This is a genomic window from Eubacterium sp. AM46-8 (assembly GCF_003466705.1).
GTDB lineage: Bacteria > Bacillota > Clostridia > Lachnospirales > Lachnospiraceae > Lachnospira.
Genome location: NZ_QSEU01000002.1, coordinates 182,108 through 209,005 on the forward strand (window position 1 = coordinate 182,108; position 26,898 = coordinate 209,005).

Annotated in this window: 18 protein-coding genes, 1 other RNA gene and 2 pseudogenes; 20 read left to right on the forward strand and 1 reads right to left on the reverse strand. The window is 39.7% G+C overall.

The features are described from left to right. Window positions 1-5 precede the first annotated feature (5 nt). The 7 genes and pseudogenes from dnaK (at window position 6) to DW963_RS02300 (ending at window position 9,769) form a co-directional block, all read left to right on the forward strand. Window positions 6-1,892 (forward strand): molecular chaperone DnaK, encoded by a 1,887-nt coding sequence (gene dnaK, locus DW963_RS02270; protein WP_117913684.1) that lies wholly within the window; start codon window positions 6-8, stop codon window positions 1,890-1,892. 89 nt (window positions 1,893-1,981) lie between these two features. After that, window positions 1,982-3,109, forward strand: coding sequence for a molecular chaperone DnaJ (gene dnaJ, locus DW963_RS02275; RefSeq protein WP_199669352.1), 1,128 nt, complete (start codon window positions 1,982-1,984; stop codon window positions 3,107-3,109). 147 nt (window positions 3,110-3,256) lie between these two features. Next, entirely contained in the window at window positions 3,257-6,217 is a 2,961-nt protein-coding gene (locus DW963_RS02280) for an insulinase family protein (RefSeq protein WP_117913686.1), read from the forward strand. 31 nt (window positions 6,218-6,248) lie between these two features. Further along, window positions 6,249-7,202: a GTPase Era gene (era, locus tag DW963_RS02285; RefSeq protein ID WP_117913712.1), complete on the forward strand. Its 954-nt coding sequence runs from the start codon at window positions 6,249-6,251 to the stop codon at window positions 7,200-7,202. 63 nt (window positions 7,203-7,265) lie between these two features. Next, window positions 7,266-7,966, forward strand: a pseudogene (gene recO, locus DW963_RS02290) (DNA repair protein RecO). A gap of 94 nt (window positions 7,967-8,060) precedes the next feature. Continuing rightward, a complete protein-coding gene (locus tag DW963_RS02295) occupies window positions 8,061-8,903 on the forward strand; it encodes a pyridoxamine kinase (protein ID WP_286168931.1) in 843 nt (280 codons plus the stop codon). Window positions 8,904-9,202: 299 nt separating this feature from the next. Beyond that, window positions 9,203-9,769, forward strand: coding sequence for a TatD family nuclease-associated radical SAM protein (locus tag DW963_RS02300; protein WP_286168933.1), 567 nt, complete (start codon window positions 9,203-9,205; stop codon window positions 9,767-9,769). 110 nt (window positions 9,770-9,879) lie between these two features. On the opposite strand, the gene DW963_RS02305 is transcribed toward DW963_RS02300, so the two are convergent. After that, window positions 9,880-10,728 carry a hypothetical protein gene (locus DW963_RS02305; protein ID WP_117913688.1) on the reverse strand — a complete coding sequence of 283 codons (849 nt, stop codon included), beginning with the start codon at window positions 10,726-10,728 and terminating at the stop codon, window positions 9,880-9,882. A 343-nt stretch (window positions 10,729-11,071) separates the two neighbouring features. Here DW963_RS02305 and DW963_RS02310 point away from each other — a divergent pair, with 343 nt between their 5' ends. The 13 genes and pseudogenes from DW963_RS02310 (at window position 11,072) to DW963_RS13530 (ending at window position 26,776) form a co-directional block, all read left to right on the forward strand. Then, window positions 11,072-12,460, forward strand: a complete 1,389-nt coding sequence (locus DW963_RS02310; protein WP_117913689.1) for a glycine--tRNA ligase — start codon at window positions 11,072-11,074, stop codon at window positions 12,458-12,460. 41 nt (window positions 12,461-12,501) lie between these two features. Then, on the forward strand, window positions 12,502-14,214 hold the full coding sequence (locus tag DW963_RS02315; RefSeq protein ID WP_117913690.1) for a hypothetical protein: 1,713 nt from the start codon (window positions 12,502-12,504) through the stop codon (window positions 14,212-14,214). A 29-nt stretch (window positions 14,215-14,243) separates the two neighbouring features. After that, window positions 14,244-15,565, forward strand: a pseudogene (locus tag DW963_RS02320) (replication-associated recombination protein A). 6 nt (window positions 15,566-15,571) lie between these two features. Beyond that, window positions 15,572-17,596, forward strand: coding sequence for a DUF5717 family protein (locus tag DW963_RS02325; protein ID WP_117913691.1), 2,025 nt, complete (start codon window positions 15,572-15,574; stop codon window positions 17,594-17,596). Next, complete coding sequence (locus DW963_RS02330) at window positions 17,593-18,756, forward strand: DUF5717 family protein (protein ID WP_117913692.1); 1,164 nt, start codon at window positions 17,593-17,595, stop codon at window positions 18,754-18,756. Before DW963_RS02325 ends, DW963_RS02330 begins: the two co-directional genes overlap by 4 nt. A gap of 11 nt (window positions 18,757-18,767) precedes the next feature. Next, on the forward strand, window positions 18,768-19,859 hold the full coding sequence (locus DW963_RS02335) for a DUF5716 family protein (RefSeq protein WP_147347573.1): 1,092 nt from the start codon (window positions 18,768-18,770) through the stop codon (window positions 19,857-19,859). Between the two features lie 34 nt (window positions 19,860-19,893). Then, the gene (locus DW963_RS02340) at window positions 19,894-20,736 is read left to right on the forward strand and encodes a tetratricopeptide repeat protein (RefSeq protein WP_158568606.1); all 843 of its coding nucleotides are present in this window, start codon (window positions 19,894-19,896) and stop codon (window positions 20,734-20,736) included. 36 nt (window positions 20,737-20,772) lie between these two features. Further along, window positions 20,773-21,792 (forward strand): phenylalanine--tRNA ligase subunit alpha, encoded by a 1,020-nt coding sequence (pheS, locus tag DW963_RS02345; RefSeq protein ID WP_117913695.1) that lies wholly within the window; start codon window positions 20,773-20,775, stop codon window positions 21,790-21,792. A 63-nt stretch (window positions 21,793-21,855) separates the two neighbouring features. After that, entirely contained in the window at window positions 21,856-24,282 is a 2,427-nt protein-coding gene (gene pheT / locus DW963_RS02350) for a phenylalanine--tRNA ligase subunit beta (protein WP_117913696.1), read from the forward strand. A gap of 294 nt (window positions 24,283-24,576) precedes the next feature. Continuing rightward, on the forward strand, window positions 24,577-25,608 hold the full coding sequence (gene queA / locus DW963_RS02355) for a tRNA preQ1(34) S-adenosylmethionine ribosyltransferase-isomerase QueA (RefSeq protein WP_117913697.1): 1,032 nt from the start codon (window positions 24,577-24,579) through the stop codon (window positions 25,606-25,608). 99 nt (window positions 25,609-25,707) lie between these two features. Further along, the gene (locus DW963_RS02360; RefSeq protein ID WP_286168937.1) at window positions 25,708-26,031 is read left to right on the forward strand and encodes a PilZ domain-containing protein; all 324 of its coding nucleotides are present in this window, start codon (window positions 25,708-25,710) and stop codon (window positions 26,029-26,031) included. A 44-nt stretch (window positions 26,032-26,075) separates the two neighbouring features. Further along, window positions 26,076-26,429, forward strand: an RNA gene (gene rnpB, locus DW963_RS02365) — RNase P RNA component class A. A 221-nt stretch (window positions 26,430-26,650) separates the two neighbouring features. Then, window positions 26,651-26,776 (forward strand): hypothetical protein, encoded by a 126-nt coding sequence (locus tag DW963_RS13530; protein ID WP_286168938.1) that lies wholly within the window; start codon window positions 26,651-26,653, stop codon window positions 26,774-26,776. Window positions 26,777-26,898 lie beyond the last annotated feature (122 nt).

The window sequence follows — 26,898 nt, forward strand, 5'->3', positions numbered from 1 at the left end:
TTATCATGGGAAAGATTATTGGTATTGATTTAGGTACAACTAATTCTTGCGTAGCTGTAATGGAAGGTGGTAAGCCAGTTGTTATCGCTAACGCAGAAGGTTTAAGAACTACTCCTTCAGTAGTTGCATTTTCAAAGACAGGAGAGAGACTTGTAGGTGATCCTGCAAAGCGTCAGGCAGTTACTAATGCTGATAAGACAATCTCTTCTATCAAGAGACATATGGGTACAGATTACAAGGTTGAGATTGATGGAAAGAAATATACTCCACAGGAAATCTCAGCTATGATTTTACAGAAGTTAAAGTCAGATGCAGAGAATTATCTTGGTGAGAAGGTTTCAGAAGCTGTTATTACAGTTCCTGCTTACTTCAACGATGCACAGCGTCAGGCTACTAAGGATGCTGGTAAGATTGCAGGTCTTGATGTAAAGCGTATCATCAATGAGCCTACAGCAGCAGCTTTAGCTTATGGTCTTGATAATGAGCATGAGCAGAAGATTATGGTTTACGATTTAGGTGGTGGTACATTCGATGTATCTATTATCGAAATCGGTGATGGTGTAATTGAAGTTCTTGCTACAGCTGGTAATAACAAGCTTGGTGGTGATGATTTCGATAATGCTGTTACACAGTATATGTTAAATGATTTCAAGGCTAAGGAAGGTGTTGACCTTTCTAAGGATACAATGGCTCTTCAGAGACTTAAGGAAGCAGCTGAGAAGGCTAAGAAGGAACTTTCAAGCACAACTCAGACAGAAATCAACCTTCCTTATATCACAGCTACAGCTGAAGGACCAAAGCACTTTGAGATGACTCTTACAAGAGCTAAATTCGATGAATTAACACATGACCTTGTAGAAAAGACTGCAGAGCCAGTTAAGAATGCACTTTCAGATGCAGGTCTTACAGCTTCAGAGCTTTCAAAGGTATTATTAGTTGGTGGTTCTACAAGAATCCCTGCTGTACAGGATAAGGTTAAGTCATTAACAGGACATGAGCCAAGCAAGACTCTTAACCCAGATGAGTGCGTAGCTATCGGTGCTTCTATTCAGGGTGGTAAGTTAGCTGGTGATGCAGGTGCTGGTGATATCCTTCTTCTTGATGTAACACCACTTTCACTTTCAATCGAGACAATGGGTGGTATTGCTACAAGACTTATTGAGAGAAATACAACTATTCCTACAAAGAAGAGCCAGATTTTCTCTACAGCTGCTGATAACCAGACAGCCGTTGATATCAACGTTGTACAGGGTGAAAGACAGTTTGCCAGAGATAACAAGTCACTTGGACAGTTCAGACTTGATGGTATCCCTCCAGCAAGAAGAGGTGTTCCACAGATTGAAGTTACATTTGATATCGATGCCAATGGTATTGTAAATGTATCTGCTAAGGACCTTGGAACAGGTAAGGAACAGCACATCACAATTACTGCTGGTTCTAACATGTCTGATGAAGATATCGATAAGGCAGTTAAGGAAGCTGCTGAGTTCGAGGCTCAGGATAAGAAGCGTAAGGATGCTATTGATGCACGTAACGAAGCTGATTCAATGGTATTCCAGACACAGAAGGCTATGGATGAGGCAGGCGACAAGCTTGATGCTTCTGACAAGGCTGCAGTTGAGACTGACCTTAACGCATTAAAGGCACTTGTTGATGGTTCTGACCCAGAAAACATGACAGATGCACAGGTTGATGAAATCAAGGCTGCCAAGGAAAAACTTATGGAAAGCGCTCAGAAGCTTTTCGCTAAGTTATATGAGTCACAGCAGGCTGCTGGTGGTGCAGGCCCAGACATGGGAGCAGGTGCAGGTCCTGATATGGGAGCAGGTGCTTCTAATGGTTCAGCTCCATACGGTGATGATGTAGTTGATGGAGATTACAAAGAGGTTTAATTGTCAGTAATAACTGACTGGAATAAGGACTGCATGGGGTGAGAACTCCGTGCAGTTTCTGTTGATTAAATAAGAAAGAGGAAGCAATCATGGCAGATAAGAGAGATTATTATGAAGTCCTTGGCGTGCCTAAGGATGCCGATGACGCTGCTATTAAGAAAGCATACAGACAACTTGCAAAGAAATATCATCCTGATATGAATCCGGGGGATAAAGAAGCTGAAATAAAATTCAAAGAGGCTTCTGAAGCTTATGCGGTGTTAAGCGATGCTGAAAAGAGAAGACAGTATGACCAGTTTGGCCATGCCGCATTTGAAGGCGGAGCAGGTGGAGCTGGAGCAGGTGGCTTCGATTTCGATTTTGGTGACATGGGAGATATTTTCGGAGATCTTTTTGGAGGTATGTTTGGCGGCGGCGGAAGCAGGCGAAACAGCAATGGACCAAGAAGAGGTGCTGATGTAAGAGTTAATGTAAGAATTACATTTGACGAGTCAGTAAGGGGAACAACCAAGAAGATAGATGTTACATTAAAGGATGAGTGCTCAAGCTGTCACGGTACAGGAGCTAAGCCTGGTACATCACCAGAGACCTGTAGCAAATGTGGTGGTCGTGGACAGGTAACTTTCACACAGCAGTCATTTCTTGGAATGGTAAGAAGCCAGCAGCCATGTCCTGACTGTCATGGAACTGGTAAGATAATTAAGGAGAAGTGTCCGGATTGTTACGGAACAGGCTATATAAGCAGCAAGAAGACTATTGAAGTCAATATCCCAGCAGGTATCGATAATGGTCAGTGCGTACGTATACAGGGCAAAGGTGAGCCGGGAGTTAATGGCGGACCAAGAGGTGACCTCTTAGTTGCTGTTATTATCTCAGCAAGCACAGAATTTGAAAGAGACGGATACAATATATTCTCTAATGTTGTAATAAGCTATCCAACAGCGGTACTTGGCGGTGAAATCAAGGTTAAGACTGTTGATGGAGAAGTATTGTACGAAGTTAAGCCGGGAACAGCATCAGGTACAAGAGTAAGACTTAAAGGCAAAGGTATGCCAAGTGTAAGAAATGCAGCACAGAGAGGCGACCATTATATCACTTTAATAGTTGATATTCCTACAAAGCTTAATCAGGAGCAGAAGGATGCACTTATGGCATATGAAAAGGCACTTACAGGTAATGAAAGACACAGTAAGAAGAAAGGTTTTTTCGGCAAATAAATACTATAGCTTACATATGTAATGTAAGTTTACACTCACCCCACAATGTGGTAAAATCCTACATTGTGGGGTATTATATTTATATGTAATATATGTTTTCATATATGGTAATGCCTTATTGTAAAGATTGGAGATTAAAGCAGTAATATGAATTTAGAGACAAGATATAAAGAACTTAATAAAGATTATGGTGCATATGAGCTTGTGAACATTGAAAAGCTTAATGACCTTAATTCTGTAGGACTTTTATTAAAGCATAAGAAATCAGGTGCAAGGGTTGCAATTATTTCTAATGATGACGATAACAAAGTGTTTTCTATAGGTTTTAAGACACCACCAGATAATGACACAGGAATGCAGCATATAATTGAACATTCTACCTTGTGTGGTTCAAGAAAATATCCGGTTAAAGACCCATTTGTAGAATTATGCAAGGGTTCTCTTAACACATTTCTTAATGCAATGACTTATCCGGATAAGACAGTATATCCTGTTGCAAGCTGCAATATGGCAGATTTCAAGAATATTATGGATGTCTATATGGATGCGGTATTCTATCCTGCAATGTATGAGCATGAGGAGATATTCAAGCAGGAAGGCTGGCATTATGAGCTTGAAGATGTAGATGGAGAGCTTGCTTATAACGGAGTTGTATTTAATGAGATGAAGGGTGTGTATTCTTCAGCAGATGATGTGCTTTCAAGATATACATTTGTATCACTCTTCCCTGATTCTGAATACAAGAATGAATCCGGTGGTGACCCTGAGGTTATACCTCAGCTTAAGTATGAGGATTTCATTAAGTATCACAAGGAATATTATCATCCTGTGAACAGTTATATCTATCTGTACGGAGATATTGATGTTGATGAGAGGCTTGAATATCTTGATAATGAATATCTCTCAGCTTTTGATAAGAACGATGTTAATATAGATGCTGAGGTAACTTTCCAGAAAGCATTTGATGCACCTAAGTATGAGACAAGAGAGTATGCAATTACAGATGATGAGCCAGAGGAGGATAACACTTATCTTTCTTACAATGTTGTTATCGGAACATCAACAGACCCTGTAAGCTACCTTGCATTACAGATTCTTGATTATGCACTTATCATGGCACCGGGGGCTCCGCTTAAGCAGGCACTTATTGACGCAGGAATTGGAACAGATGTGTACAGTGTGTTAGAGACTTCTGTGTACCAGCCGGTGTATTCAATTATTACTAAGAATGCGAATGAAAGTGACAGAGACAGATTCATAAAGGTTGTTGAAGACACGCTTTCTGATATTGTTAAGAACGGTCTTAGCAAGAGAATGGTTAAGGCAGGAATCAACTATTACGAATTCAAATACAGAGAAGCTGATTTCGGTCCATATCCAAAGGGACTTATGTATTATCTCACAATGATGGACAGCTGGCTTTATGATGAGAATAAACCGTTTGTTCATGTTGAGGCAGGAGAAACATTTGAAATAATCAAGAAGAATGCTGAGAATGGTTTCTTCGAGAAATTCATTGAAGATAATATTATAGGTAATAATCATGAGGTAGTGTTAAGTCTTGTTCCAAAGCATGGACTTGCAGAGAAGAAGGAAGCTAAAGAAGCAGAGAAGCTTGCCGATTATAAGGCAACACTTTCAAGGGAAGAGCTGGAAGAGCTTGTTAAGCAGACAAATGCATTAAAGGAATATCAGGATACACCTTCAAGCCAGGAAGACCTTGAAAAGATACCACAGCTTGAATTAAAGGATATTACAAGAGAGCCGGCTAAGTTATATATTGACCCTAAGAAGATTGGCGGTGTTGATGTAATCCACCACAATATGTTCACTAATGGAATTGCATATATAATGATGTGCTACGACTGTAAGAATGTGCCTGATGAACTGCTTCCATATATCGGACTTTTAAGCTCGGTTCTTGGACTTATGGATACTGAAAAGTACACATATACAGAGCTGACTAATGAAATTAATATTAACTGTGGTGGAATCTCAACTGATGCTGCAATATACACAGATAATAAGGATTTTGACAAATGTACTATCATGTATGAGGTTAAGGGTAAGGTTCTCTATGACAATATCCAGTTCGTCCTTGATATGATGAATGAAATTATATATAAGACAAAGTTCTCAGATTATAAGAGACTTAAAGAGATAATTGCGAAGCTTAAGTCAAGAATGGAAAGCACAATGACAAGTGCAGGACATTCAACAGCAATGCTTGCAGGTATGGCACAGTTCTCAAGAAATGCATATTATTCTAACGAGATGAGAGGATATGGGTTCTATGAGCTTATACAGAAGCTTGACTCACAGTTTGATGAGCTTAAGGAAGATATCGCAGATAAGTTAAGCAAGCTTGTCGATTATATATTCCACAAAGAGAATATTATTGTCAGTTTTACTGCTGATGATAAGGGATATGATGCATTTGCACCTGCTTTCGGAAAGTATGCGGAAGGATTGAAAAAATCGGACATGCCAGCATGCGAAAGAAAGTACACACCTGCAAATGTCAAGACAGGATATAGTTCAGCTTCACAGGTCCAGTATGTTGCAAGATGTGGTAACTTCAGAGATGGAGGATATGAATACACAGGAGCATTAAGAGTGCTTAAGGTTATATTCTCATATGATTATCTCTGGATTAATGTAAGAGTTAAAGGCGGCGCATACGGCTGCATGAGCGGTTCTTACAGAAACGGTGACATGTATATGGTTTCTTACAGAGACCCTAACTTAAGAAAGACTAACGAGATATATGAAAATGCAGCAGACTATCTTGAACATTTTGATGTAAGCGACAGGGACATGGTCAAGTTCATAATCGGAACAATAGGTGATATGGATACACCTATGAATCCGGCAGCAAAGGGAACAAGATCATTTGGCGCATACATCTGTAACACAGATTATGAATCACTTAAGGCAGAAAGGGCACAGGTTCTTGACTGTAATGTGGCAAGAATAAGAGAGCTTGCACCACTTGTAAGATGTGCAATGGATGAGAATTATTTCTGCGTTGTGGGAAGCAGCAAGGAAATTAATAAAGAGAGTGAGCTTTTTGATAAGATACAGCCACTTATCAAGGTGCAGGGATAATAGAAAGGAAGAATGTATGAATTTAGATGAGATGCTTGCAGCCAGCGGAATTACCGGCGGCGCTAAGGCAGAGAACACAAGAACTAAGACAGGCTTTGTAACATTTATAGGAAGACCTAATGTTGGTAAGTCAACACTTATGAATCAGATAATCGGACAGAAGATTGCGATTACTTCTAACAAGCCTCAGACCACAAGAAACAGAATACAGACTGTATACACTGATGAGCGTGGACAGATTGTTTTCGTTGATACTCCGGGTATCCACAAGGCTAAGAACAAGCTTGGTGAATACATGGTTGGTGCGGCAGAGAAGACAATCAGTGAGGTTGACCTTATATGCTGGCTTGTTGAGCCTACAACACATCTTGGAGCTGCCGAGGAGCATATCGTTGAGAAGCTTAAAGAATGTAAAACTCCTATAGTTCTTGTTATCAATAAGACTGACACAATCAAGAAAGAGGAGATTCTTCCGGTTATTGACTGCTACAGAAAGGAACTTGATTTTGTTGATATTGTTCCTGTGTGCGCAAGAAACGGCAATAATGTTGACGACCTGCTTGATGTTATATTCTCACATCTTGATTATGGTCCGATGTACTATGATGAAGATACAGTAACAGACCAGCCAATGAAGCAGATTGTTGCAGAGCTTATAAGAGAGAAGGCACTTCATGCATTAAATGACGAGATTCCACACGGAATCGCGGTTGTTATTGACAGCTTCAAGGAAAGAAGAAATACAAGAGGTCCTATAACAGATATCGACGCTACTATCATATGCGAAAGAGATTCCCACAAAGGAATTATTATTGGCAAGGGCGGCGAAATGCTTAAGAAAATCGGAACTAATGCAAGATATGAGATTGAGAAGCAGCTTGACATGAAAGTTAATCTTAAGCTATGGGTAAAAGTTAAGAAGGAATGGCGCGACAGTGATATTCTTCTTAAGAACTTTGGATATGACAAGAAGAAGGACAAATAATATACATGACAGGAGGGTGCGATGGCGGAGGTTACTACTGTTACAGGCATGATACTTTCCGCCATGCCTGTCGGAGAATATGACAGAAGACTGGTTATACTGACTAAGGAATATGGCAAGATAACTGTATTTGCGAAAGGTGCGAGAAAGCCTAACAGCGCGCTGATTGGTGTTACGAGAAGCTTTATATTTGGAACATTTGAGGTGTACCGTGGACGCGAATCATATACGATGTATAAAGCATCGGCTAAGGAGTACTTTGAAAATGTGGTAAATGACCTTAATGCCGTAGCTACGCATGCTATTTTGCTGAGATTGCAGATTATTATGGCAGAGAGAATCTTGATGCATCAGAAATGATTAATCTGCTTTATATCACTCTAAAGGCATTGGGCAGAGGTGCTGTCAGCCATGAACTTATAAGATTCATATATGAGATAAGAATGATTGCGGTCAACGGTGAATGTCCGGATTTCTTCACATGTCACGAATGCGGAAGAGAAGATAATCTGTATGTGTATTCATATTCAAGAAACGGACTATGCTGTAAGAATTGTGCTGCAAATGTATATGATGGAATTACACTTTCGGGCTCAACGGTATATACACTCCAGTATATTGTTACAACACAGCTTAACAGGCTGTATTCATTCACCGTTACCAAAGAAGTCCAGGAAGAATTAAGGCTTGTGATAAACAGGCTGGAAAGCATTGTATTCGATAAAGAATTTAAGTCGAAGGAAATGCTTAATCTGACCATATAAATAATACATAAACTGGCTATGTTATCATATGCCAGTTTTTTGTATATTAAGGGATAAAGATTTTATGCAACATTCAGACGAAAGGAGAGACAATATGCCAGAGAATAATGTGTCTCATAATAACCAGAAGAAAATAGCAGCAATTAATGATTATTCTGGTTTTGGAAGATGTTCTATTGCGGTTGAGCTGCCTGTTATATCAGCAATGAAGATTCAGTGCTGTCCAATGCCTACATCGATATTTTCTAATCATACAGGCTTTGACAGCTTTTATTTTAAAGATTTCACAGAGAATATGCCGCCTTATATGGCAGAGTGGAAGAAGCTGGACCTTAAATTTGATGGAATTGTAACAGGGTTTTTAGGCTCGCATAATCAGATTGCAATTGTTGAAGAATTTTTCAAGAATTTCAAGACAGAAGATAATATTGTTGTTATTGACCCGGTTATGGGTGATTACGGAAATCTGTATCCGACATACACTGATGAGACATGCCAGGAGATGAAGAAGCTTGTAAAATATGCAGATATTCTTACACCGAACCTCACAGAGGCATGTATTTTAACTGACGAGCCATACAGACCAGATTATTCTAATGATGAGCTTAAGAAAATTGCAAAGAAACTTGTTGCAATGGGACCATCCAAGATTGTTATAACTGGAATCCAGCGGGGCCAGTATATTGGTAATTACTGTTATGAAAAGAACAGGGAAGATTATCTTATTAAGACTATGAAAGTCGGAACACAGCGCTCCGGAACAGGAGATATATTTGCATCAATAATAGCTGCAGACGCTGTCAATGGTGTGAATTTTCATGAGTCAGTAAGAAAAGCATCTACATTTATAAAAAAATGCATACTCAAGGCTATAGAGATGGATATTCCTCTGACAGACGGTGTGCCGTTTGAGGAACTGCTGACTACGTTAAAGTAAGTGGTTGGAGTGTGAGAATATGTGTCATGCGAGCTGAAGTGTCATGTGAGCTGATACGTCGTGTGAGCTGATGTGCCATATGAGCTGATGTGTCGTAGCTTTTCGCAAATCACGGTGCTGGCGGCGCGGAGAATTGGACGTTGAAGTAGCGGGAAGGTACGAGGAAGTCCAAAATTGTGCTGGCGGTGCGGCGGATTGGACGTTGAAGTAGCGGGAAGGTACGAGAAAGTCCAAAAAGGAGGCCGAAGCGCGGAGAATTGGACGTTGAAGCAAGGCGGCAAAATGAAAGGAGTTAAACTATGGAAATATTATATAAAGTTCATAACAATTTATATGTTAATCTAACTAACAAATGTCCATATGCATGTACTTTTTGTTTAAGACAGACAATGGACAGAATTGGAGAGTCTGGAAGACTCTGGCTTGAGAGAGAACCTTCATATGATGAGGTTATAGCTGAATTTGATAAGTTCAATATGGATGAGTATGAAGAGGTTGTATTCTGTGGATTCGGAGAACCGACAGAAAGATTCGATGTTCTCATCAAGGTTGCTGAGTATGTCAAGAAAACATTTGGCAAAAAGACAAGAATCAACACTAACGGAGTTGGAAATCTTGTTAATGGCAGAGACATCGTGCCAGAGATGGAAGGTCTTATCGACACAATATCAATCAGTCTTAACAATCCACATAAAGATGAATACAATGCACTTGTAAGAAGTAAGTTCGGTGAGAAATCATTTGATGAGATGATAGCTTCGCAAAGGAATGTACCAAGTATATCCCTAATGTTGTTCTTACAACAGTTGATACAACCATATCTCACGAGGAAGAGGCAGAGTGCCAGAAGATATGTGATGAGATAGGTGCAGCTTACAGGATTCGTCCTTGGGAAGATTAATGCAAGGTTTTGTTACATTGTTATTATGGGAAACCTAGATGCCAATATTGTCGTAATTGAAAAAACGCCATGGTGTTAAGAGGAGGCTTGCTGGTTGTTGCACATCAGCAGGTACTCCTCTATCTTTGATTCGGCAATAATTCCTGATAGTGGATTGGAAGATGTCTCAAATGTCATTATTAAATTGATTCCGGGAATAATATTCCCGGCTATGTATCTGGATATTTTTCTTGAAGCATTAAGAGAGTATTGCGGGTCATCCATCATACCAAAGTGTTCCCAGTACACAAGCTGTCCAGATACAGGGTTAAACAGTGTAAAGTCAGGATAGAAGCTTATGTTGTCAAGCTTTAGTTCACATTCATACCTGTATGGAATTCCATACTGGTTAAGTAATAAATCAATCATAGCTTCGGACTTTGACCTGACGACATTGCCGGATGGACACGGATGCTTAAGCGCCTGGGGGTAAGCTTCGTTGTGAGTATATTCTTCAGACAGCCATGAATCAATGACAGGCTGAAACTGTTCATTGTGGAAATCTCTGAATAAATCCCGGTTGCAATATATATGCTTGGAATTCTCCGGATAGTCTGTAAGCAGTTTCCTAAAATCGTTATCTTTTAATAATAATTCGGATTGGATATTGGTGCTGTTACATTGCTTGTATGTGGAAAGAAGCCTTTTATTATCTTCAATTCTTGATAACAAAAATTTCTTCAAGGCAAGCTTGGAAGCAAGCTGTCTGTCTTTCTTGTGTATGTAAGATATGTTATTCCCATCGCTTAGAAACCACTTAATATAACGTCCATTATGTGTGCAATTGAGCTTGCCATCAGGCAGATTCTTTACAATGCTTTCATCATAATGTATGGCAGATGAAAGCTGGCTGATAATCTCTGAAATGTTGTAATTGATAAACAAGAAATATCCTCCTTCTAATGCGTTGCGGTTATAATAAGAATATAAAGTATTCTGATATTAAAGTCAAGTAATAATTTATAAAATATTCATAAACGACAAATGCATGCGTGGAAGCGGCGGATTGGACGTTGAAGCAGCGGGAAGCACGGAGGAAGTCCAAAAGGAGTGAGAAAGAGCGGAGGATTGGATGTTGAAGCGGCGGGGAGGCGGGAAGAAGTCCAAAACAAGATTCCCATCAACCTCTTGCTAATCAGCACTAAATGTTATAAAATGATTAAGATTATGTAGCAGCCGATGCAGTTCGATGTAGTCAGGCTGTTGCCTTTAGGAGGATTATATTATTATGGAAAAGACAATGGAGAAAATTGTTTCTTTAGCTAAGGCAAGAGGATTTGTTTACCCAGGTTCTGAAATCTATGGTGGATTAGCTAATACCTGGGATTATGGTAACCTTGGTGTTGAGTTAAAGAACAATGTTAAGAAGGCATGGTGGCAGAAGTTCGTACAGGAAAGCCCATACAATGTTGGTGTTGACTGTGCAATTCTTATGAACCCACAGACTTGGGTAGCATCAGGTCATCTTGGTGGATTTTCTGATCCATTAATGGACTGCAAGGAATGTCATGAGAGATTCAGAGCAGATAAACTTATAGAAGACTGGGCAGACGAGAATTCATATGAACTTGAAGGCTCAGTTGATGGATGGACACAGGAGCAGATGAAGAATTTCATCGATGAGAAGAATATCTGCTGTCCTTCATGTGGAAAGCATAACTTCACAGATATCAGACAGTTTAACCTTATGTTTAAGACATTCCAGGGTGTAACTGAGGATGCCAAGAACACAGTATATTTAAGACCAGAGACAGCTCAGGGTATCTTTGTTAACTTCAAGAATGTTCAGAGAACATCAAGAAAGAAAGTACCTTTTGGTATCGGACAGATTGGTAAGTCATTCCGTAATGAGATTACACCAGGTAACTTCACATTCAGAACAAGAGAGTTCGAGCAGATGGAATTAGAGTTCTTCTGCAAGCCTGGAACAGATCTTGAGTGGTTCACATACTGGAGACAGTATTGTATCGACTGGCTTAAGGCATTAGGAATGAAGGAAGATGAGATGAGAGCAAGAGATCATTCACCAGAAGAACTCTGCTTCTACTCTAAGGGAACAACAGATATCGAATTCCTCTTCCCATTTGGATGGGGCGAGCTCTGGGGTATTGCTGACAGAACAGATTATGACCTTACACAGCATCAGACAGTATCTGGCGAAGATATGTCATACTTTGATGATGAAGCTAAGGAGAAGTATATACCATATGTTATCGAGCCTTCGCTTGGTGCAGACCGTGTAACATTAGCATTCCTTTGCTCAGCTTATGATGAGGAAGAGCTTGAAGGCGGAGATGTAAGAACAGTTCTTCATTTCCACCCAGCATTAGCACCAGTCAAGATTGGCATTCTTCCACTTTCTAAGAAGTTAAATGAAGGCGCAGAAAAGATATATGCAGAACTTTCTAAGTATTACAACTGTGAGTTTGATGACAGAGGCAATATCGGAAAGAGATACAGAAGACAGGATGAGATTGGTACTCCATTCTGTATCACATATGATTTCGATTCAGAAGAGGATGGTGCTGTAACTGTAAGAGACAGAGATACAATGCAGCAGGAAAGAATAAAGATTGCAGATCTTAAGGCATATTTTGAAGACAAGTTCAGATTTTAATTAAAAGATATTGACGGATAAATTTATTAAAGGAAAGAATTATGCTGTGTACTAAATGTGGTCAGGAATATGAGGGCAGTCAGTGCCCGAGATGTGATGGACCTGTTATATTAGTTAACAACAGTGATTATCTTGCCAGAAGAAAAGCATATGAAGAGAAGCAGGCTTTGAAAGAGAGGTCTGCTTCTTCTGATAAAAAAGAGAAATCACAGAGTGACTATGAACAGGCATTAGCAAAACGCGTGCAGACGATAAAGAAGCAAAGCAGCGGCAAAACAGGCAATAAGAAGCAGAGCCAGAGCAGAAGCAAAGCGGATAGCAGAAAGCAGAATGGAAGCACAAACAAAGCAGGTGGCGGCAGAAATGATAACCAGGAAAAGCCACAGATAAGAATTGCACGACGTCAGATTAACAAAAGAATGAAAATGATAGCGGCAGCGCTGATAGCAGTATTGCTTGTTGGTGCGGCAGCATTTGGAATATACAAGCTTGCAACTAAGAAGAATTACGCTCTATATGTAAGCTACAACGGAAAGATATATGATATAGCAGGGCTGGACAGCAATTATGTGTGTGATGAAAGCAATGCAATATTTGCAGCAGACAGCAAGACCTTCTATACACCACAGTGGCCGGAACAGATAGATTCAGAAAAGAATATCTTAAGTGTTGCGAGTGATGACGGAAAGTATTTCGTTACAGTAACATATGATGAGTCTAACTCGTCTGGCAGATATTCAATGTACATATGGAACAAGGATGAATGTGTCCTTGTGTCAGAAGATAATCTGCAGAAAGAGATAATGTATATATCTGATGACGGTCTTGTTATATACACGAATATTAATATTATTAATGACGAGGGTTCTACTAATGGAACAAGCCTTGCCATGAGCAGAGTCAAAGAAGTTAAGAAACAGCCTGAGGCACAGACAACTCTTATAGAGGGTAATCTTAATAAGGCATATGTATATGAGTCAAAGCACCTGATAGTATGTCTTACTAATGCAGGCTCATTGTATACATATGATTATGAGAAAAAGGAAAAGCCGGTTTCAGTTGCAGATGCAGTTATGCAGTTATGGCCGGTGTCAGAGAACATGACAGGTGTGTATACAGCGAATGCAGACAGCCTTAACACAAGAAAAGATGTGGATACATTGCTGTACTCTAAGAGTGATGGAGTATATTATTACTCATGCAAGGATGCATCTGCGTATAAGATAGACAAGAAGACAGACAATGATGCAGATTATGTATTTGATAGAGACAATTCGCTTATATACAGAATTTCAGGTACATCAATGACATCAGCACTTATCAAAGAAACTAAAGTGAGTGAGTATGTGGATGTTGATTCTATGACTAAGGAAAAGAATTACATATATAATTCATCAGATGGTCAGATAGTGTATGTTAATGCGAAAGGACAGCTCCGTGTAGTTGATAACAACAAGATTACAGACATTGCGTCAGATGTTAATGCAGGTTCATTATCTAAAGTGTATAATAAAAGTAAGGCTCTGACATACGTTTCAGGCGGCAGGCAGTTCTATATGGATAACATTAAGAGCAAAGCTGTTGCAATTCTGGAATCAGATGCAGTTACAGATACAGAGGGAACATATTTTTACAAGAACCGGATTTATGCGTATGATGCTGATAATATTCTTTATTCTAATACGCTGAAAGGAAATAACAGCAGCCAGATAGGCTACGTTGAAAGACTGTGGCTTGGAACAGAACTAAGATAATTGCAAATGTATTAAGACAGGTATAAGTTATGGATTTATTTGAATATATGCGTGAAAACAATAAGAATACGGAATCTCCGCTGGCTATGAGATTAAGACCGGAAACACTGGATGAAATGGTAGGACAGTCTCATATAATCGGAAAGGACAAGCTGCTTTACAGGGCAATTAAAGCTGATAAGCTCAGCTCAGTAATATTCTATGGTCCGCCGGGAACAGGGAAGACAACTTTAGCAAGGATAATTGCCAATACAACAAGTGCAGAGTTCAACCAGGTTAATGCCACAGTTGCCGGAAAGAAGGATATGGAAGAGGTTGTTGCCAAGGCGAAAGACAATCTTGGAATGTATGGAAGAAAGACAATACTTTTCGTAGACGAGATTCACCGCTTTAATAAGGGGCAACAGGATTATCTTCTGCCATTTGTTGAGGACGGAACAATAATTCTTATTGGTGCAACGACAGAGAATCCGTACTTTGAAGTAAATGGAGCTTTGATTTCAAGGTCAATAATATTCGAATAAAACCACTTGAGAAAGACGATATCAAGACAATAATAAAGCGTGCTGTGTATGATGAGAAGAAGGGCATGGGAAGCTACAATGCAGCAATAGACGATGATGCACTGGAATTCCTTGCAGATATATCCAACGGAGATGCGAGAAATGCACTTAATGCCATTGAACTTGGAATACTCACAACAGACAGATCAGATGATGGAGTTATACATATAGATCTTGCAACAGCACAGGAATGTATCCAGAAGCGCTCGGTAAGATATGATAAAGAGGGTGACAACCACTATGATACAATATCAGCATTTATTAAGAGCATGAGAGGCTCAGACCCTGATGCAGTAAGCTATTATCTTGCCAAGATGCTGTATGCAGGTGAAGATATTAAATTCATAGCAAGACGAATAATGATATGTGCAAGTGAGGATGTAGGCAATGCTGATCCTAATGCACTGCAGGTTGCAGTTGCAGCGGCACAGGCGGTGGAGCGCATCGGAATGCCGGAAGCACGTATTATATTAAGTCAGGCTGCACTTTATATTGCAACAGCACCTAAGAGTAATGCATGTTACATGGCAATTGATAAGGCACTTGATGTAGTTAAGAATTCAAAGACTGCGCCGGTTCCTGTACATTTGCAGGATGCCCATTATAAGGGCAGTGCCAAATTAGGACACGGTGTAGGATACTTATATGCACATGATTATCCTAATCATTACGTCAGACAGCAGTATCTTCCGGATGCTTATGTGAATGAAAAATTCTATGAGCCAGGCGATATGGGATATGAGAAGGATATTAAGAAACATTTGGATAAGATTAAGTCGGAGGCATAGTTTGCAATGAGAGATTTCATAAACAGACTTTCAAGAGGCAGTTCAATTATTAATATACCAAAGCTGTCATGCAGTGAAGAGCAGACTACCATGACTACCATGAGTGATGCGGCTGCAGAGGACAGCTCTGCTAATGATGCCACGAATGATGTCTATGAAACAGAACATGCTGATAATGTGCATGCTAAAGAGGAGGCTGTAGTTCTTACAATAGATAATGATGAGAATACAGTTACGAAGAAAGAAGAGCCTGAAAAATATGGATTTGAGCTTAAAAAGAGCGGCACGGAGCTGACACAGATTCATATATATGCAGATGCAGAATTTATCGAATTAGAGAAAAATGATATATCGACAGATGATTTTGCAGGCGACAGACTGGATATTAATTACATAATTAATCCGGCAAAGATGCACGCAGGCAATAATTATGGATTTATTCATGTTGACAGCTATACACAGCATCTTAAAGTAAAAGTAAGTGCTGTTGCTTCTAAAGCTACTGGTGAAGAGTTTGAGGTAAGATGGGAAGAAAGACAGGCAGAATATAAGCTTACAAAGCTTTATCTTGATTTCAGAATGAAAAAGATAAAGAAAGAAAAATGGCTTTCATCATCAATGCAGATAGTAGACCGCATAAGAGGAATAAAAGGACAGGATCCGTTCTATGACCTTGTACAGGTCCAGCTTCTTGCCATGTCAGGACGGGAAGAGAGCGCAGTCAAGATATTTGACGGACTTAAGAAAGATATAATGGGAAGGATAGGCGATAATGTAGAATTATACTGTTATTTCCTGTATGTCTCAACACTGATGGTAAAGGAAGAAGAATACACAGCACAGGTATATTCGCAGGTTAAGAAGTTCTATGAGAACGGATATGATACATACAGAGTACTGTGGATATTGTTCTATCTTGGCCCTGATTCAGAAAGCAACAAGAGCATTAAACTCATAAGAATTAAAGATACTGTCAATACAGGCTGTACAAGTCCTGTAATGTATATAGAGGCACTTAATATAATTAATGCACAGCCGGTATTACTAAGAGTCCTTAACCAGTTTGAAATGCGTGTGATTAATTACGGCTGTAAGAATGGCATTATAACTGAAAAGCTTGCAATGCAGATTGCAGATGTTGCAGCTAATGAGAAGAACATTAGTATTAATACGCTCATTATCCTTAAGAAATTATATGAGCAGTTTGATAAAGACGAAATTTTAACAGTGCTTGTGACCCAGATGATAAGAATGGGAATGACAGGTGACAACTGTTTTGAAATATATGAAAAAGGTGTGTTAAGAGGTTTGAGAATAACCCGTTTATATGAGTTCTACATAGCGAGCATGCCAAAAAACATAGAAAGACAGCTTCCTAAGATAGTTCTTATGTACTTTGCATATGATAATATACTGTCAGATTCAGATAAAGCATTTTTATATGCAAATATTGTGACAGGCAGGGATTCATATTATAAGAACATCTATGAAGGATATGACAGAAATATAGAGATATTCGTGTATGAGCAGCTGAAAGACGGAAAGATAAGTGATAATCTGGCTGTGCTTTATAAGGCACTGCTAAAGACACAGCTCATTAGCAAGGAGACAGGAAGCTTCATAAGCAGGATGCCATATATGCACAGGGTACGATGCTTTAGTGATGTGGTGAGCAGAGTACATGTAAGACACCCTGAGTTTGCAGAAGAGACGGTGTATGAACTTTCTGAAAAAATTGCATATATATGCATGTATGCAGGTGACTGTGAGATAACATTTGAATGCAGCGATGGGGTTATCAGGAAAGATACTATCGATTACGAGATAGAGAAAGTATTCGATGCAGGGCAATATGAAGAAGTGTTTGGCGCGGCAGCTGAATATGGCATGGATAATGATGGAATTATCATGAGCCGCATTAACGACATGCATAAGAAGTCAGAATATACTCCTGAATTATTAGACTATTACAAATGTATCAAGAAGTCTGACAATATAAGCAGTGCTTACAGATATCAGATTAATTCATGATGATAGAATATTATTATACATATTACAAGGATAATGATTTCTGGCACGAATATGTCAGCGTGGATACAGATGACCTTTCAGACAAGGATGCGCAAAGACTTATAGAGACACTTACAGAGGCAGGAATGTATTCGCAGAGCTTTGAACTTGTAAGCAGGTATGGATGCTGCAAGGCGGCTCCTGCCAGGCTTCTTAAGATGGCAGATTACATACTTACTAATGTGTCGGATGAACATAACAAAGTGCTTGACGATGTTACAGCGTATGTATTTGGACAGCACATATATAATGAACCTGTTCTTGCATATATGTCCGATTATTTCAATGGAACGAATGACGAGATGTACAATGTGTGGAAAGCCGCTATTAATTATGGTGTAAATGTATCGCATATGTCCGAGAGACTTCTTGCACAGATGATGTACACGGGCGTTCATACAGGAAGATTTACAGAAGTATTCACAGATTATTACAGTAAAATGCCTGACAAATTGATAGTTAAAGCATATCTTTCATACAATTCACAATTCTATCTTCTCAGGCAGAAGAAAGCGAATGACATTGTATTCCGTGTTATAGAGGAATATATGAAAGAGGGGTATGGTCTGCCAGAGTGCTGTTATGTGGCATGGCTTAAGAACATCTCCAAGAATACGCTGGCACTTAAAGAAGATGACAGCGAAAGAGAGCTTGCACAGACAGTTCTTAATGAATTGTGTGAAAATGACAGAATATACAGCTTCTATAAGAAATTCAAGGGAGTGCTTGATATTCCTTATAATATGCAGGGACTTACAATTATTGAATACATATCAGCTCCGGCAGATAAGGTTACAATATCGTACACAATTAACGGAGGCGACAGGCTTACACAGGTTATGAAATCCAACGAATGGGGCATATTCACATGCAGATTCCATTTGTTCTATGGAGATGTTCTTGAGTACACATTTTCAGTCAATGATGAAGACAATGATATGCAGCCGGCAGTGTATGAATTCAAAGATGTATCTGGAGAGAATACACAAGGACGCATGGACATGCTCAATGAGTGCCTTGCAAGCAGACAGCAGCACGAGCTTGCTGCCCTTAAGAAACAGATGCACAGCTATAGTGTCGAGGAATACGTTACAAGAGAAATGTTTACAATTGCGAAATGAGGATAACAGATATGGATAAGGAGAGAGGGCTTATAGCAGGAATAGACCTGAGCGGGACAAGAATTCAGGCAAGTGTATATTCGCATAATTCTGGAAGTGTCCAGTCTGTAAAGCTTACAGAAGATTCGCATGAGAAGACTAATCTTATTAATGTTATTGCCGAGTGCATGCGTGCTACAGGAGAGTCACAGATTAAAAGCATATGTGTGACAATTGCTGATTACAATGGGGATGAGATTGCAGCGGTGATGGCAGACCTTGAAAAATGTGGTGTCATGGAAGGACACTGGCAGATATTAAGCAGGGTTGAGAGCTTTGCATATTATGCATATAAACAGAAAAGTGAACTTCATTCCATGGGAGTTGTGCTTATGGATTATACGCAGGAGGGGCTAAAGTGTGACCATCTTGCCATAAGAAAGAGTGACAATACAAGCTATCTTCTGCAGGAGCATACAGGATATACATCGGATGTATTAAAAGAAGTATACGGAAGTAAGAATATTGACGGGGCTGAGAATGAATTATGCACATTTGCAGAAGATTACTTTGCTAAGAGGCGAGTGTCAGCTGCGTATCTTACCGGCGAGGGATTCGACATTGAAAAGCTGCCGGAAAGATTCGCCAAGCTTATGGTTACAAGAAGAAAAGCATTTGTAGGACAGAATCTTTTTGCAAGAGGTGCATGCTTTGCGGCTATGGATATGTTACGACCTGAGATATTCAGGAATGTCGTCGTGCTTCTTGATAACCATGTCAAATGTGGTATAGAACTTGACATATCATCATATGGAAAGCCTATGAGATTCAGAATGGTAAGACCGGGCGTTAACTGGACTTTAGCCGGGCGTACAATTGAGTGCATACTTGAAGATATAAGAAGTATTACTTTCAAAGTGATTACCACAGACAACACAAGTTATGATGAGGTTGTGGATATAAGTGAGATTCCATTCAGGGAAGGCAGAACAACGAGAATATCAATACATGTGGAATTCATGGATGCAGACAGATGTAATATTACAATTAAAGACCTTGGATTCGGAGAATTTGTGAAGAGTTCAGGTAAAGTAATACACAGGGAACTAACATTAAGAAGCTGATAAATGTGAAAAACATTGCAGAATGGAGAATACAATGGGGAAAATAATATTGTGCAGGGGTCAGAGAACTGATAAGCCATATGTCACACCACAGACTGACATTAAGCTGTATTCAGCCGAAGAACTCTGTTACTACATATACAATAATATATACCTGATTGGGCAAGACCTGATAGACGATAACCTTATACAATTTCTGCAGGCTGTGGGTGAAGGTGAGCTTGCAGCAAGAGTTAAGAAGCTTAAGGAATCGGGTGCTCCGCTTGCACAGATACTTGTGACTATTCTTAAGTCAATAGATTATTATTCTGTTGCAGAGATAGAACAGCTTAAGGAGATTCTTAACACACTTGGAAAACAGAGTGTGTGTGAGAGACTTAAGGCGAGAGGCGACGGTTATCTTAATGCGGATTTCTATTTTGCTGCAATCAGCTGTTATGAGTCAATTATAAAGGACTATAAGGGAAAAGACCTGCTGGCAGCAGATTATGCCAAAGTATATCATAATCTTGGCACTGCATATGCAAGAATGTTCATGTATGAAAAGGCAGTGGAGTATTATAACGAGGCTTACAGACTGGGTCAGCATGAGAAATCAAAAAAATGCAGCATAGCCGCGTCTATTATGGCTAAGAAGGACAAAGAGCCGGTCAATGTGGATGTGCAGGAAGATGAGTATGTTGTACAGAGAGAGTTAGAGACTCTTATGGATAATGCAAGATACAGTGATGAATACAGAGAACTTGAAGATATAGACAGACTCAAGGGTGACGGTAATCTTACACAGTTTAATCAGGCAATAGACGCAAAACTAACATCATGGGTTGCAAATTTAAAACGATATGTTACAATTAACAGTGGCTTTTTACGCAGATAATTGATAAAAAGCGAAAGAAGTATGGAGGCTATAAGGATGAAAGAAAGACTTGAAGCAATTAGAGAAAGAGCTTTAGCACAGATTAATGAAACTGATTCGCTTGATAAGCTGAATGATATCAGAGTCGCTTTCCTTGGAAAGAAGGGTGAACTTACAGAAGTACTTAAAGGTATGAAGGATGTTGCACCAGAAGACAGACCTAAGGTTGGTCAGATTGTTAATGAGACAAGACAGGCAATTGAAGAAGTATTAGAAAAGGCTAAGACAGAATTAGCTGCCAAGAAGAGAGAATTTCAGTTAAAGAGTGAAGTAATAGATGTTACTCTTCCATCTAAGAGGGATGAGTTAGGACATAAGCATCCTAATACACTTGCATTAGAGGAAATCCAGAAGATATTCATCGGAATGGGTTATGAAGTAGTTGACGGACCAGAAGTTGAGTATGATTACTACAATTTTGAGGCACTTAATATACCAGCTAACCACCCGGCTAAGGATGAACAAGATACATTCTACATCAATGATAAGATAGTACTCCGTACACAGACTTCCCCTGTTCAGGCAAGAGTTATGGAGAAGGGCAAGCTCCCTATCAGAATGATTTCTCCAGGACGTGTATACAGAGCAGATGAAGTTGATGCTACACATTCACCATGCTTCCATCAGGTAGAAGGTCTTGTAATTGATAAGGGAATCACATTTGCAGACCTTAAAGGAACTTTAGCAGAATTCGCCAAGGAGCTTTTCGGACCTGATACTAAGGTTAAGTTCAGACCACATCATTTCCCATTCACTGAGCCTAGTGCCGAGATGGATGTAAGCTGTTTCAAATGTGGTGGTAAAGGATGCCGTTTCTGTAAGGGCGAGGGCTGGATTGAAATCCTCGGCTGTGGAATGGTTCACCCACATGTATTCGAGCTTTGCGGAATTGATAAGGAAGAATATACAGGATTTGCCTTTGGTGTAGGACTTGAGAGAGTTGCTCTTCTTAAGTACGAAATCGATGACATGAGACTTCTTTATGAGAACGATATCAGATTCATAAAACAGTTCTAAATCGATTCATATAGTGGTCTAATGACTGGAATAAGATAAAGTATATTTAAGGAGAATGACGATATGAATACATCATTAAATTGGATAAAAGCAATGGTTCCAGGTCTTGAGTGTACAGATCAGGAATTCAGAGATGCAATGACACTTTCAGGAACTAAGGTAGAGTGTTTCAACGCATTTGACAAGAACCTTGATAAAATCGTAGTTGGACAGATTCTCTCAGTTGAGAAGCATCCTGATGCAGACAAGCTTGTTGTATGCCAGGTTAATGTTGGCAGTGAGAATGTCCAGATTGTAACAGGTGCACCTAACATTGAAGTTGGTTCAAGCGGACAGAAGGTTCCTGTAGTATTAGACGGAGGTAAAGTTGCCGGAGGACATGACGGCGGCGCACTTCCAGAAGACGGAATTAAGATTAAGAAGGGCAAGTTAAGAGGTGTAGAGTCATGCGGTATGATGTGCTCTATCGAGGAGCTTGGTTCTTCAAGAGAATTCTTCCCGGATGCACCAGAGGAAGGAATATATATATTTGGAGATGATGCTGTTGTTGGTTCAAGTGCGGTAGAGTACTTAGGACTTAATGATACAGTATTTGAATATGAGATTACTAATAACCGTGTAGACTGCTACAGCGTTATCGGTATCGCAAGAGAGGCTGCTGCTACATTCAGAAAGCCTTTCAATCCACCGGTTGTTACTAAGACAGGTAACGATGAGGATGTTAACACAATGGTTTCAGTTGATATTGAAGCTAAAGAGCTTTGCTCAAGATATGTTGCAAGAGTTGTTAAGAATATCAGACTTGCTCCATCTCCAAAGTGGATGCAGCAAAGACTTATGACAGCAGGTATCAGACCAATCAACAACATCGTTGATATAACTAACTATGTTATGGAAGAATATGGTCAGCCAATGCATGCATATGACTATGACACTATTGCAGGTCACAAGATTGTTGTAAGAACAGCAACTGATGGCGAAAAGTTCGTAACACTTGACGGACAGGAGAGAACTCTTGACGCACAGACACTTCTTATCTGTGACGGTGAGAAGCCAGTTGGTATCGCAGGTATCATGGGTGGTGAGAACTCAATGATTACTGATGATGTACAGACAATGCTTTTCGAAGCAGCTACATTTGACGGAACTAACATAAGAAAGACAACTAAGAAGATTGGTTTAAGAACAGACGCATCTGGTAAGTTCGAGAAGGGACTTGACCCAGAGAACGCTATGGAAGCTATTAACAGAGCATGCCAGCTTATCGAGGAGCTTGATGCAGGTGATGTTGTAGGTGGTGCAGTTGATGTATATCCTGATCCTGTAACTAAGAAGAGACTTCCATTTGAGCCAGCTAAATACAATGCTTTACTTGGTACTAATGTATCAGATGAAGATATGCTTTCTTACTTTGAAAGACTTGAAGTTGAATATGATAAAGACGCTAATGAGCTTATCATCCCAACATTCAGACAGGATCTTAACAGAGATGCTGATATAGCAGAGGAAGTTGCAAGATTTTTCGGATATGACAACATTCCTACAACTCTTCCTAAGGGAGAGACAACAATGGGTAAGATTTCATTTGAGCAGAGTATTGAAGATGCAGCTTCTGAGGTTGCCCAGTTTACAGGATTCTCACAGGCTATGACATACTCATTCGAGAGCCCTAAGGTATTCGATAAGTTAAAGCTTCCTGCTGATTCTGTATACAGAAAGACAGTTGTAATCTCTAACCCATTAGGAGAGGATTTCTCAGTTATGAGAACACTTCCAATCCACGGAATGCTTACATCATTATCTACTAACTATAACAGACGTAACAAGAATGTTAAGTTATATGAATTAGCTAAGGTTTACCTTGCAGCAGATGATGTAAATGAGCTTCCGGATGAAAGAGTTGAATTCACACTTGGAGCTTTCGGCAGCGTTGACTTCTACTCAATGAAGGGTGTTATTGAAGAATTCCTTGAGAAGATTGGAATGAAGAAGAAGCCAACATATGATGCTAAGGCTGGTATTCCATTCTTACATCCAGGCCGTCAGGCGGATGTATATTATGCTGATAAGAAGATTGGTTACATCGGAGAACTTCATCCGGATGTTGCCGATACTTACTCAATCGGTGAGAGAACATATATTGTTGTTATTGATATTCCAACAGTTACAGAAATGGCAAGCTTCGATAAGAAGTTCACAGGAATTGCAAAGTTCCCAGCTGTAACAAGAGATATCAGTATGGTAATGCCTAAGGAACTTCCAGTTGGTGAAGTTGAGAAGATTATTGAGAAGCGCGGCGGCAAGATATTAGAAAGCTACAACCTCTTCGATATCTACGAAGGAAGCCAGATTAAAGAAGGCTTTAAGTCAGTTGCTTACTCAATCGCATTCAGAGCTAAGGACAGAACACTTGAGGATAAGGATATCACACCAGTAATGGAGAAGATATTCAAGGACCTTGAGGCTGACGGAATCGAGCTTAGAAAGTAGTGCAGATATAGACCGCGATGTTGTGGCGGTTGATGAAGGGGCGGCGTGTGGCGCCGCCCCTTTGCTGTAGCGTTCCGGGAAGCTGGAGCTGTGGATTGGACTTTAAAGTAGTGTGAGGCACGGAGGAAGTCCAAAATCGGGAAGCCGTAGGCGAGGATTGGACTTTAAAGTAGTGTGAGACACGGAGGAAGTCCAAAACCGGGAAGCCGTAGGAGCGGATTGGACTTTAAAGTAGTGTGAGGCACGATGAAAGTCCAATCCAGTGAAGCATAAAGTACTGAAAGGAGTATAAGCATGGATTTACATGATTTTTATTATGATCTGCCAGAGGAACTTATTGCACAGGATCCATTGTCAGACAGATCAAGTTCAAGACTTATGGTGCTTGATAAGGAGACAGGAGAGATTGAGCATAGAATATTCAGAGATATCGTAGATTATCTTAAGCCGGGAGATTGTCTTGTTGTTAATGATACGAAGGTAATTCCTGCGAGACTTATAGGAACTAAGGTTGATACAGGAGCTGCTATTGAAGTATTGCTTCTTAAGAGACTTGAGGATAGACAGGATACATGGGAAGTACTTGTCAAGCCGGGAAAGAAAGCAAAGGTTGGTGCTAAGATAAGTTTTGGTGAAGGAAAACTTGTGGGCGAGGTTATAGATATTGTTGAGGAGGGAAACAGACTTATCCAGTTCACATATGATGGAATATTTGAAGAGATTCTTGATGAACTCGGACAGATGCCGCTTCCACCATATATAACACATAAGCTTGAAGATAAGAACAGATACCAGACAGTATATGCAAAGCATGAGGGTTCTGCAGCAGCGCCTACTGCCGGATTACATTTCACAACAGAGCTGCTTGAGAAGATTAAAGCCATGGGAGTGAATATTGCAAGAGTTACACTTCATGTAGGACTTGGAACATTCAGACCAGTTAAAGTTGAGAATATTCTTGATCATCATATGCATTCAGAATTCTATGTTGTCACACAGGAAGCTGCTGATATGATTAATAATACAAGAAAGAATGGTGGCAGAGTAATTGCTGTAGGAACAACAAGTACAAGAACTCTTGAGTCAGTTGCACTTGAAGATGGAACAATTCCTGCTAAAAGTGGTTGGACAGAGATATTCATATATCCGGGATATAAATTTAAGGCTATAGACTGTCTTATAACTAACTTCCATCTTCCGGAATCAACACTTGTTATGCTGGTATCAGCACTTGCTGGAAGAGAGCATGTGCTTCATGCGTATGAGGTTGCTGTACAGGAAAAATACAGATTTTTCAGCTTTGGAGATGCTATGTTTATTAAATAATTCAAAAAATATATTTGAACTTCTTAAAGGTTAATGATATCATTAGATAGATTAAGTAAACATGAACAGATAAGAGGCTGCTCGGAATAGAGGATAATCATGGTCAAAGTTGAGAGAAGACAATCAAGAAGAACTGATGTTGATGTTATTATTTCTTTGAAAAAGCTTGATGAAAGTCGTATTTCTGCATGTTCCGGGGAGACAGTGGATGTTAATGTTATTAACATATCCAAGGGTGGCATAGCATTCAAATCAGACCGTAAGTTTGAGCTGAATACTTATTATTCGACAGTAATCACTCTTGATAATAAAGAACGTATAGAGGCTGTTGTTGAGATAATCAGAATGGAGAATCTCGGAGAGGCTGAGATACCTACGGATGCAGATTTGTGGGGATTAGTGAGGAAGATCAGTTCAGAATAGAAGTGTACCAGCTTGTATATGAAAGCAATCACAATTAAATATCATGAGTAGCGCAGATGATCGCGGCTGCATTCGTGCAGGTGAGGAAAGTCCGGGCTTCATAGGGCAGGATGCCGGATAACGTCCGGTGGAGGCGACTCCAAGGCCAGTGCAACAGAAATATACCGCCATGGCGAAAGTTGTGGTAAGGGTGGAAAGGCAGAGTAAGAGACTACCGCATTGCTGGTAACAGCAGTGGCACATGTAAACCCCATCCGAAGCAAGACCAAACAAAAGCGTTACAAAGGCTGCCCGCCAAGCTTTAGGTAGGTCGCTTGAGCCTGCTGGTAACAGCAGGACTAGATAGATGATCGTCACAGCTATGCTGACATAACCCGGCTTATAGCGCTGCTCATTTTATTATTTAAAGAACAAACAGCTCCCATGGTATATTTTTACCTATGGGAGTTATTTAATTGGTGGATATAAATTCAATTCTGAGTGTATCAATGCAAGAATGTGATATATACTTATAACAGAAATAATCGAAATGAATTGTGCTTAGAGAAATTAATTATAGAGAATTAAGAGAAGGTCATAATTTGGAAAAGCTATATATTGGTGGGGAATTTGAAAAAATATGAATGATAATACTGACACAATTGAAACGGCAGAACTTGATAAAGTTGTTGCGGATGTGTTAAATTATGATAATATGATGAATGTAGATATGTATATTGATGGATGCCTGAAAGGAAAAATATAAATAAATTGCAAAGTAATGAATTAGATTTAGTAAAAATTCTCGAAGGACAAAATGGATCAAGCAGGAACGAAGAAAATGGGTATATATGGGTACTGTGTACATGCATAATGTTTTTAGGTGAA

Coding starts and splice junctions, on each gene's coding strand:
- dnaK (WP_117913684.1), top strand. CDS start 6: ATGGGAAAGATTATTGGTATTGATTTAGGTACAACTAATTCTTGCGTA.
- dnaJ (WP_199669352.1), top strand. CDS start 1,982: ATGGCAGATAAGAGAGATTATTATGAAGTCCTTGGCGTGCCTAAGGAT.
- DW963_RS02280 (WP_117913686.1), top strand. CDS start 3,257: ATGAATTTAGAGACAAGATATAAAGAACTTAATAAAGATTATGGTGCA.
- era (WP_117913712.1), top strand. CDS start 6,249: ATGCTTGCAGCCAGCGGAATTACCGGCGGCGCTAAGGCAGAGAACACA.
- DW963_RS02295 (WP_286168931.1), top strand. CDS start 8,061: ATGCCAGAGAATAATGTGTCTCATAATAACCAGAAGAAAATAGCAGCA.
- DW963_RS02300 (WP_286168933.1), top strand. CDS start 9,203: ATGGAAATATTATATAAAGTTCATAACAATTTATATGTTAATCTAACT.
- DW963_RS02310 (WP_117913689.1), top strand. CDS start 11,072: ATGGAAAAGACAATGGAGAAAATTGTTTCTTTAGCTAAGGCAAGAGGA.
- DW963_RS02315 (WP_117913690.1), top strand. CDS start 12,502: ATGCTGTGTACTAAATGTGGTCAGGAATATGAGGGCAGTCAGTGCCCG.
- DW963_RS02325 (WP_117913691.1), top strand. CDS start 15,572: ATGAGAGATTTCATAAACAGACTTTCAAGAGGCAGTTCAATTATTAAT.
- DW963_RS02330 (WP_117913692.1), top strand. CDS start 17,593: ATGATGATAGAATATTATTATACATATTACAAGGATAATGATTTCTGG.
- DW963_RS02335 (WP_147347573.1), top strand. CDS start 18,768: ATGGATAAGGAGAGAGGGCTTATAGCAGGAATAGACCTGAGCGGGACA.
- DW963_RS02340 (WP_158568606.1), top strand. CDS start 19,894: ATGGGGAAAATAATATTGTGCAGGGGTCAGAGAACTGATAAGCCATAT.
- pheS (WP_117913695.1), top strand. CDS start 20,773: ATGAAAGAAAGACTTGAAGCAATTAGAGAAAGAGCTTTAGCACAGATT.
- pheT (WP_117913696.1), top strand. CDS start 21,856: ATGAATACATCATTAAATTGGATAAAAGCAATGGTTCCAGGTCTTGAG.
- queA (WP_117913697.1), top strand. CDS start 24,577: ATGGATTTACATGATTTTTATTATGATCTGCCAGAGGAACTTATTGCA.
- DW963_RS02360 (WP_286168937.1), top strand. CDS start 25,708: ATGGTCAAAGTTGAGAGAAGACAATCAAGAAGAACTGATGTTGATGTT.
- DW963_RS13530 (WP_286168938.1), top strand. CDS start 26,651: ATGAATGATAATACTGACACAATTGAAACGGCAGAACTTGATAAAGTT.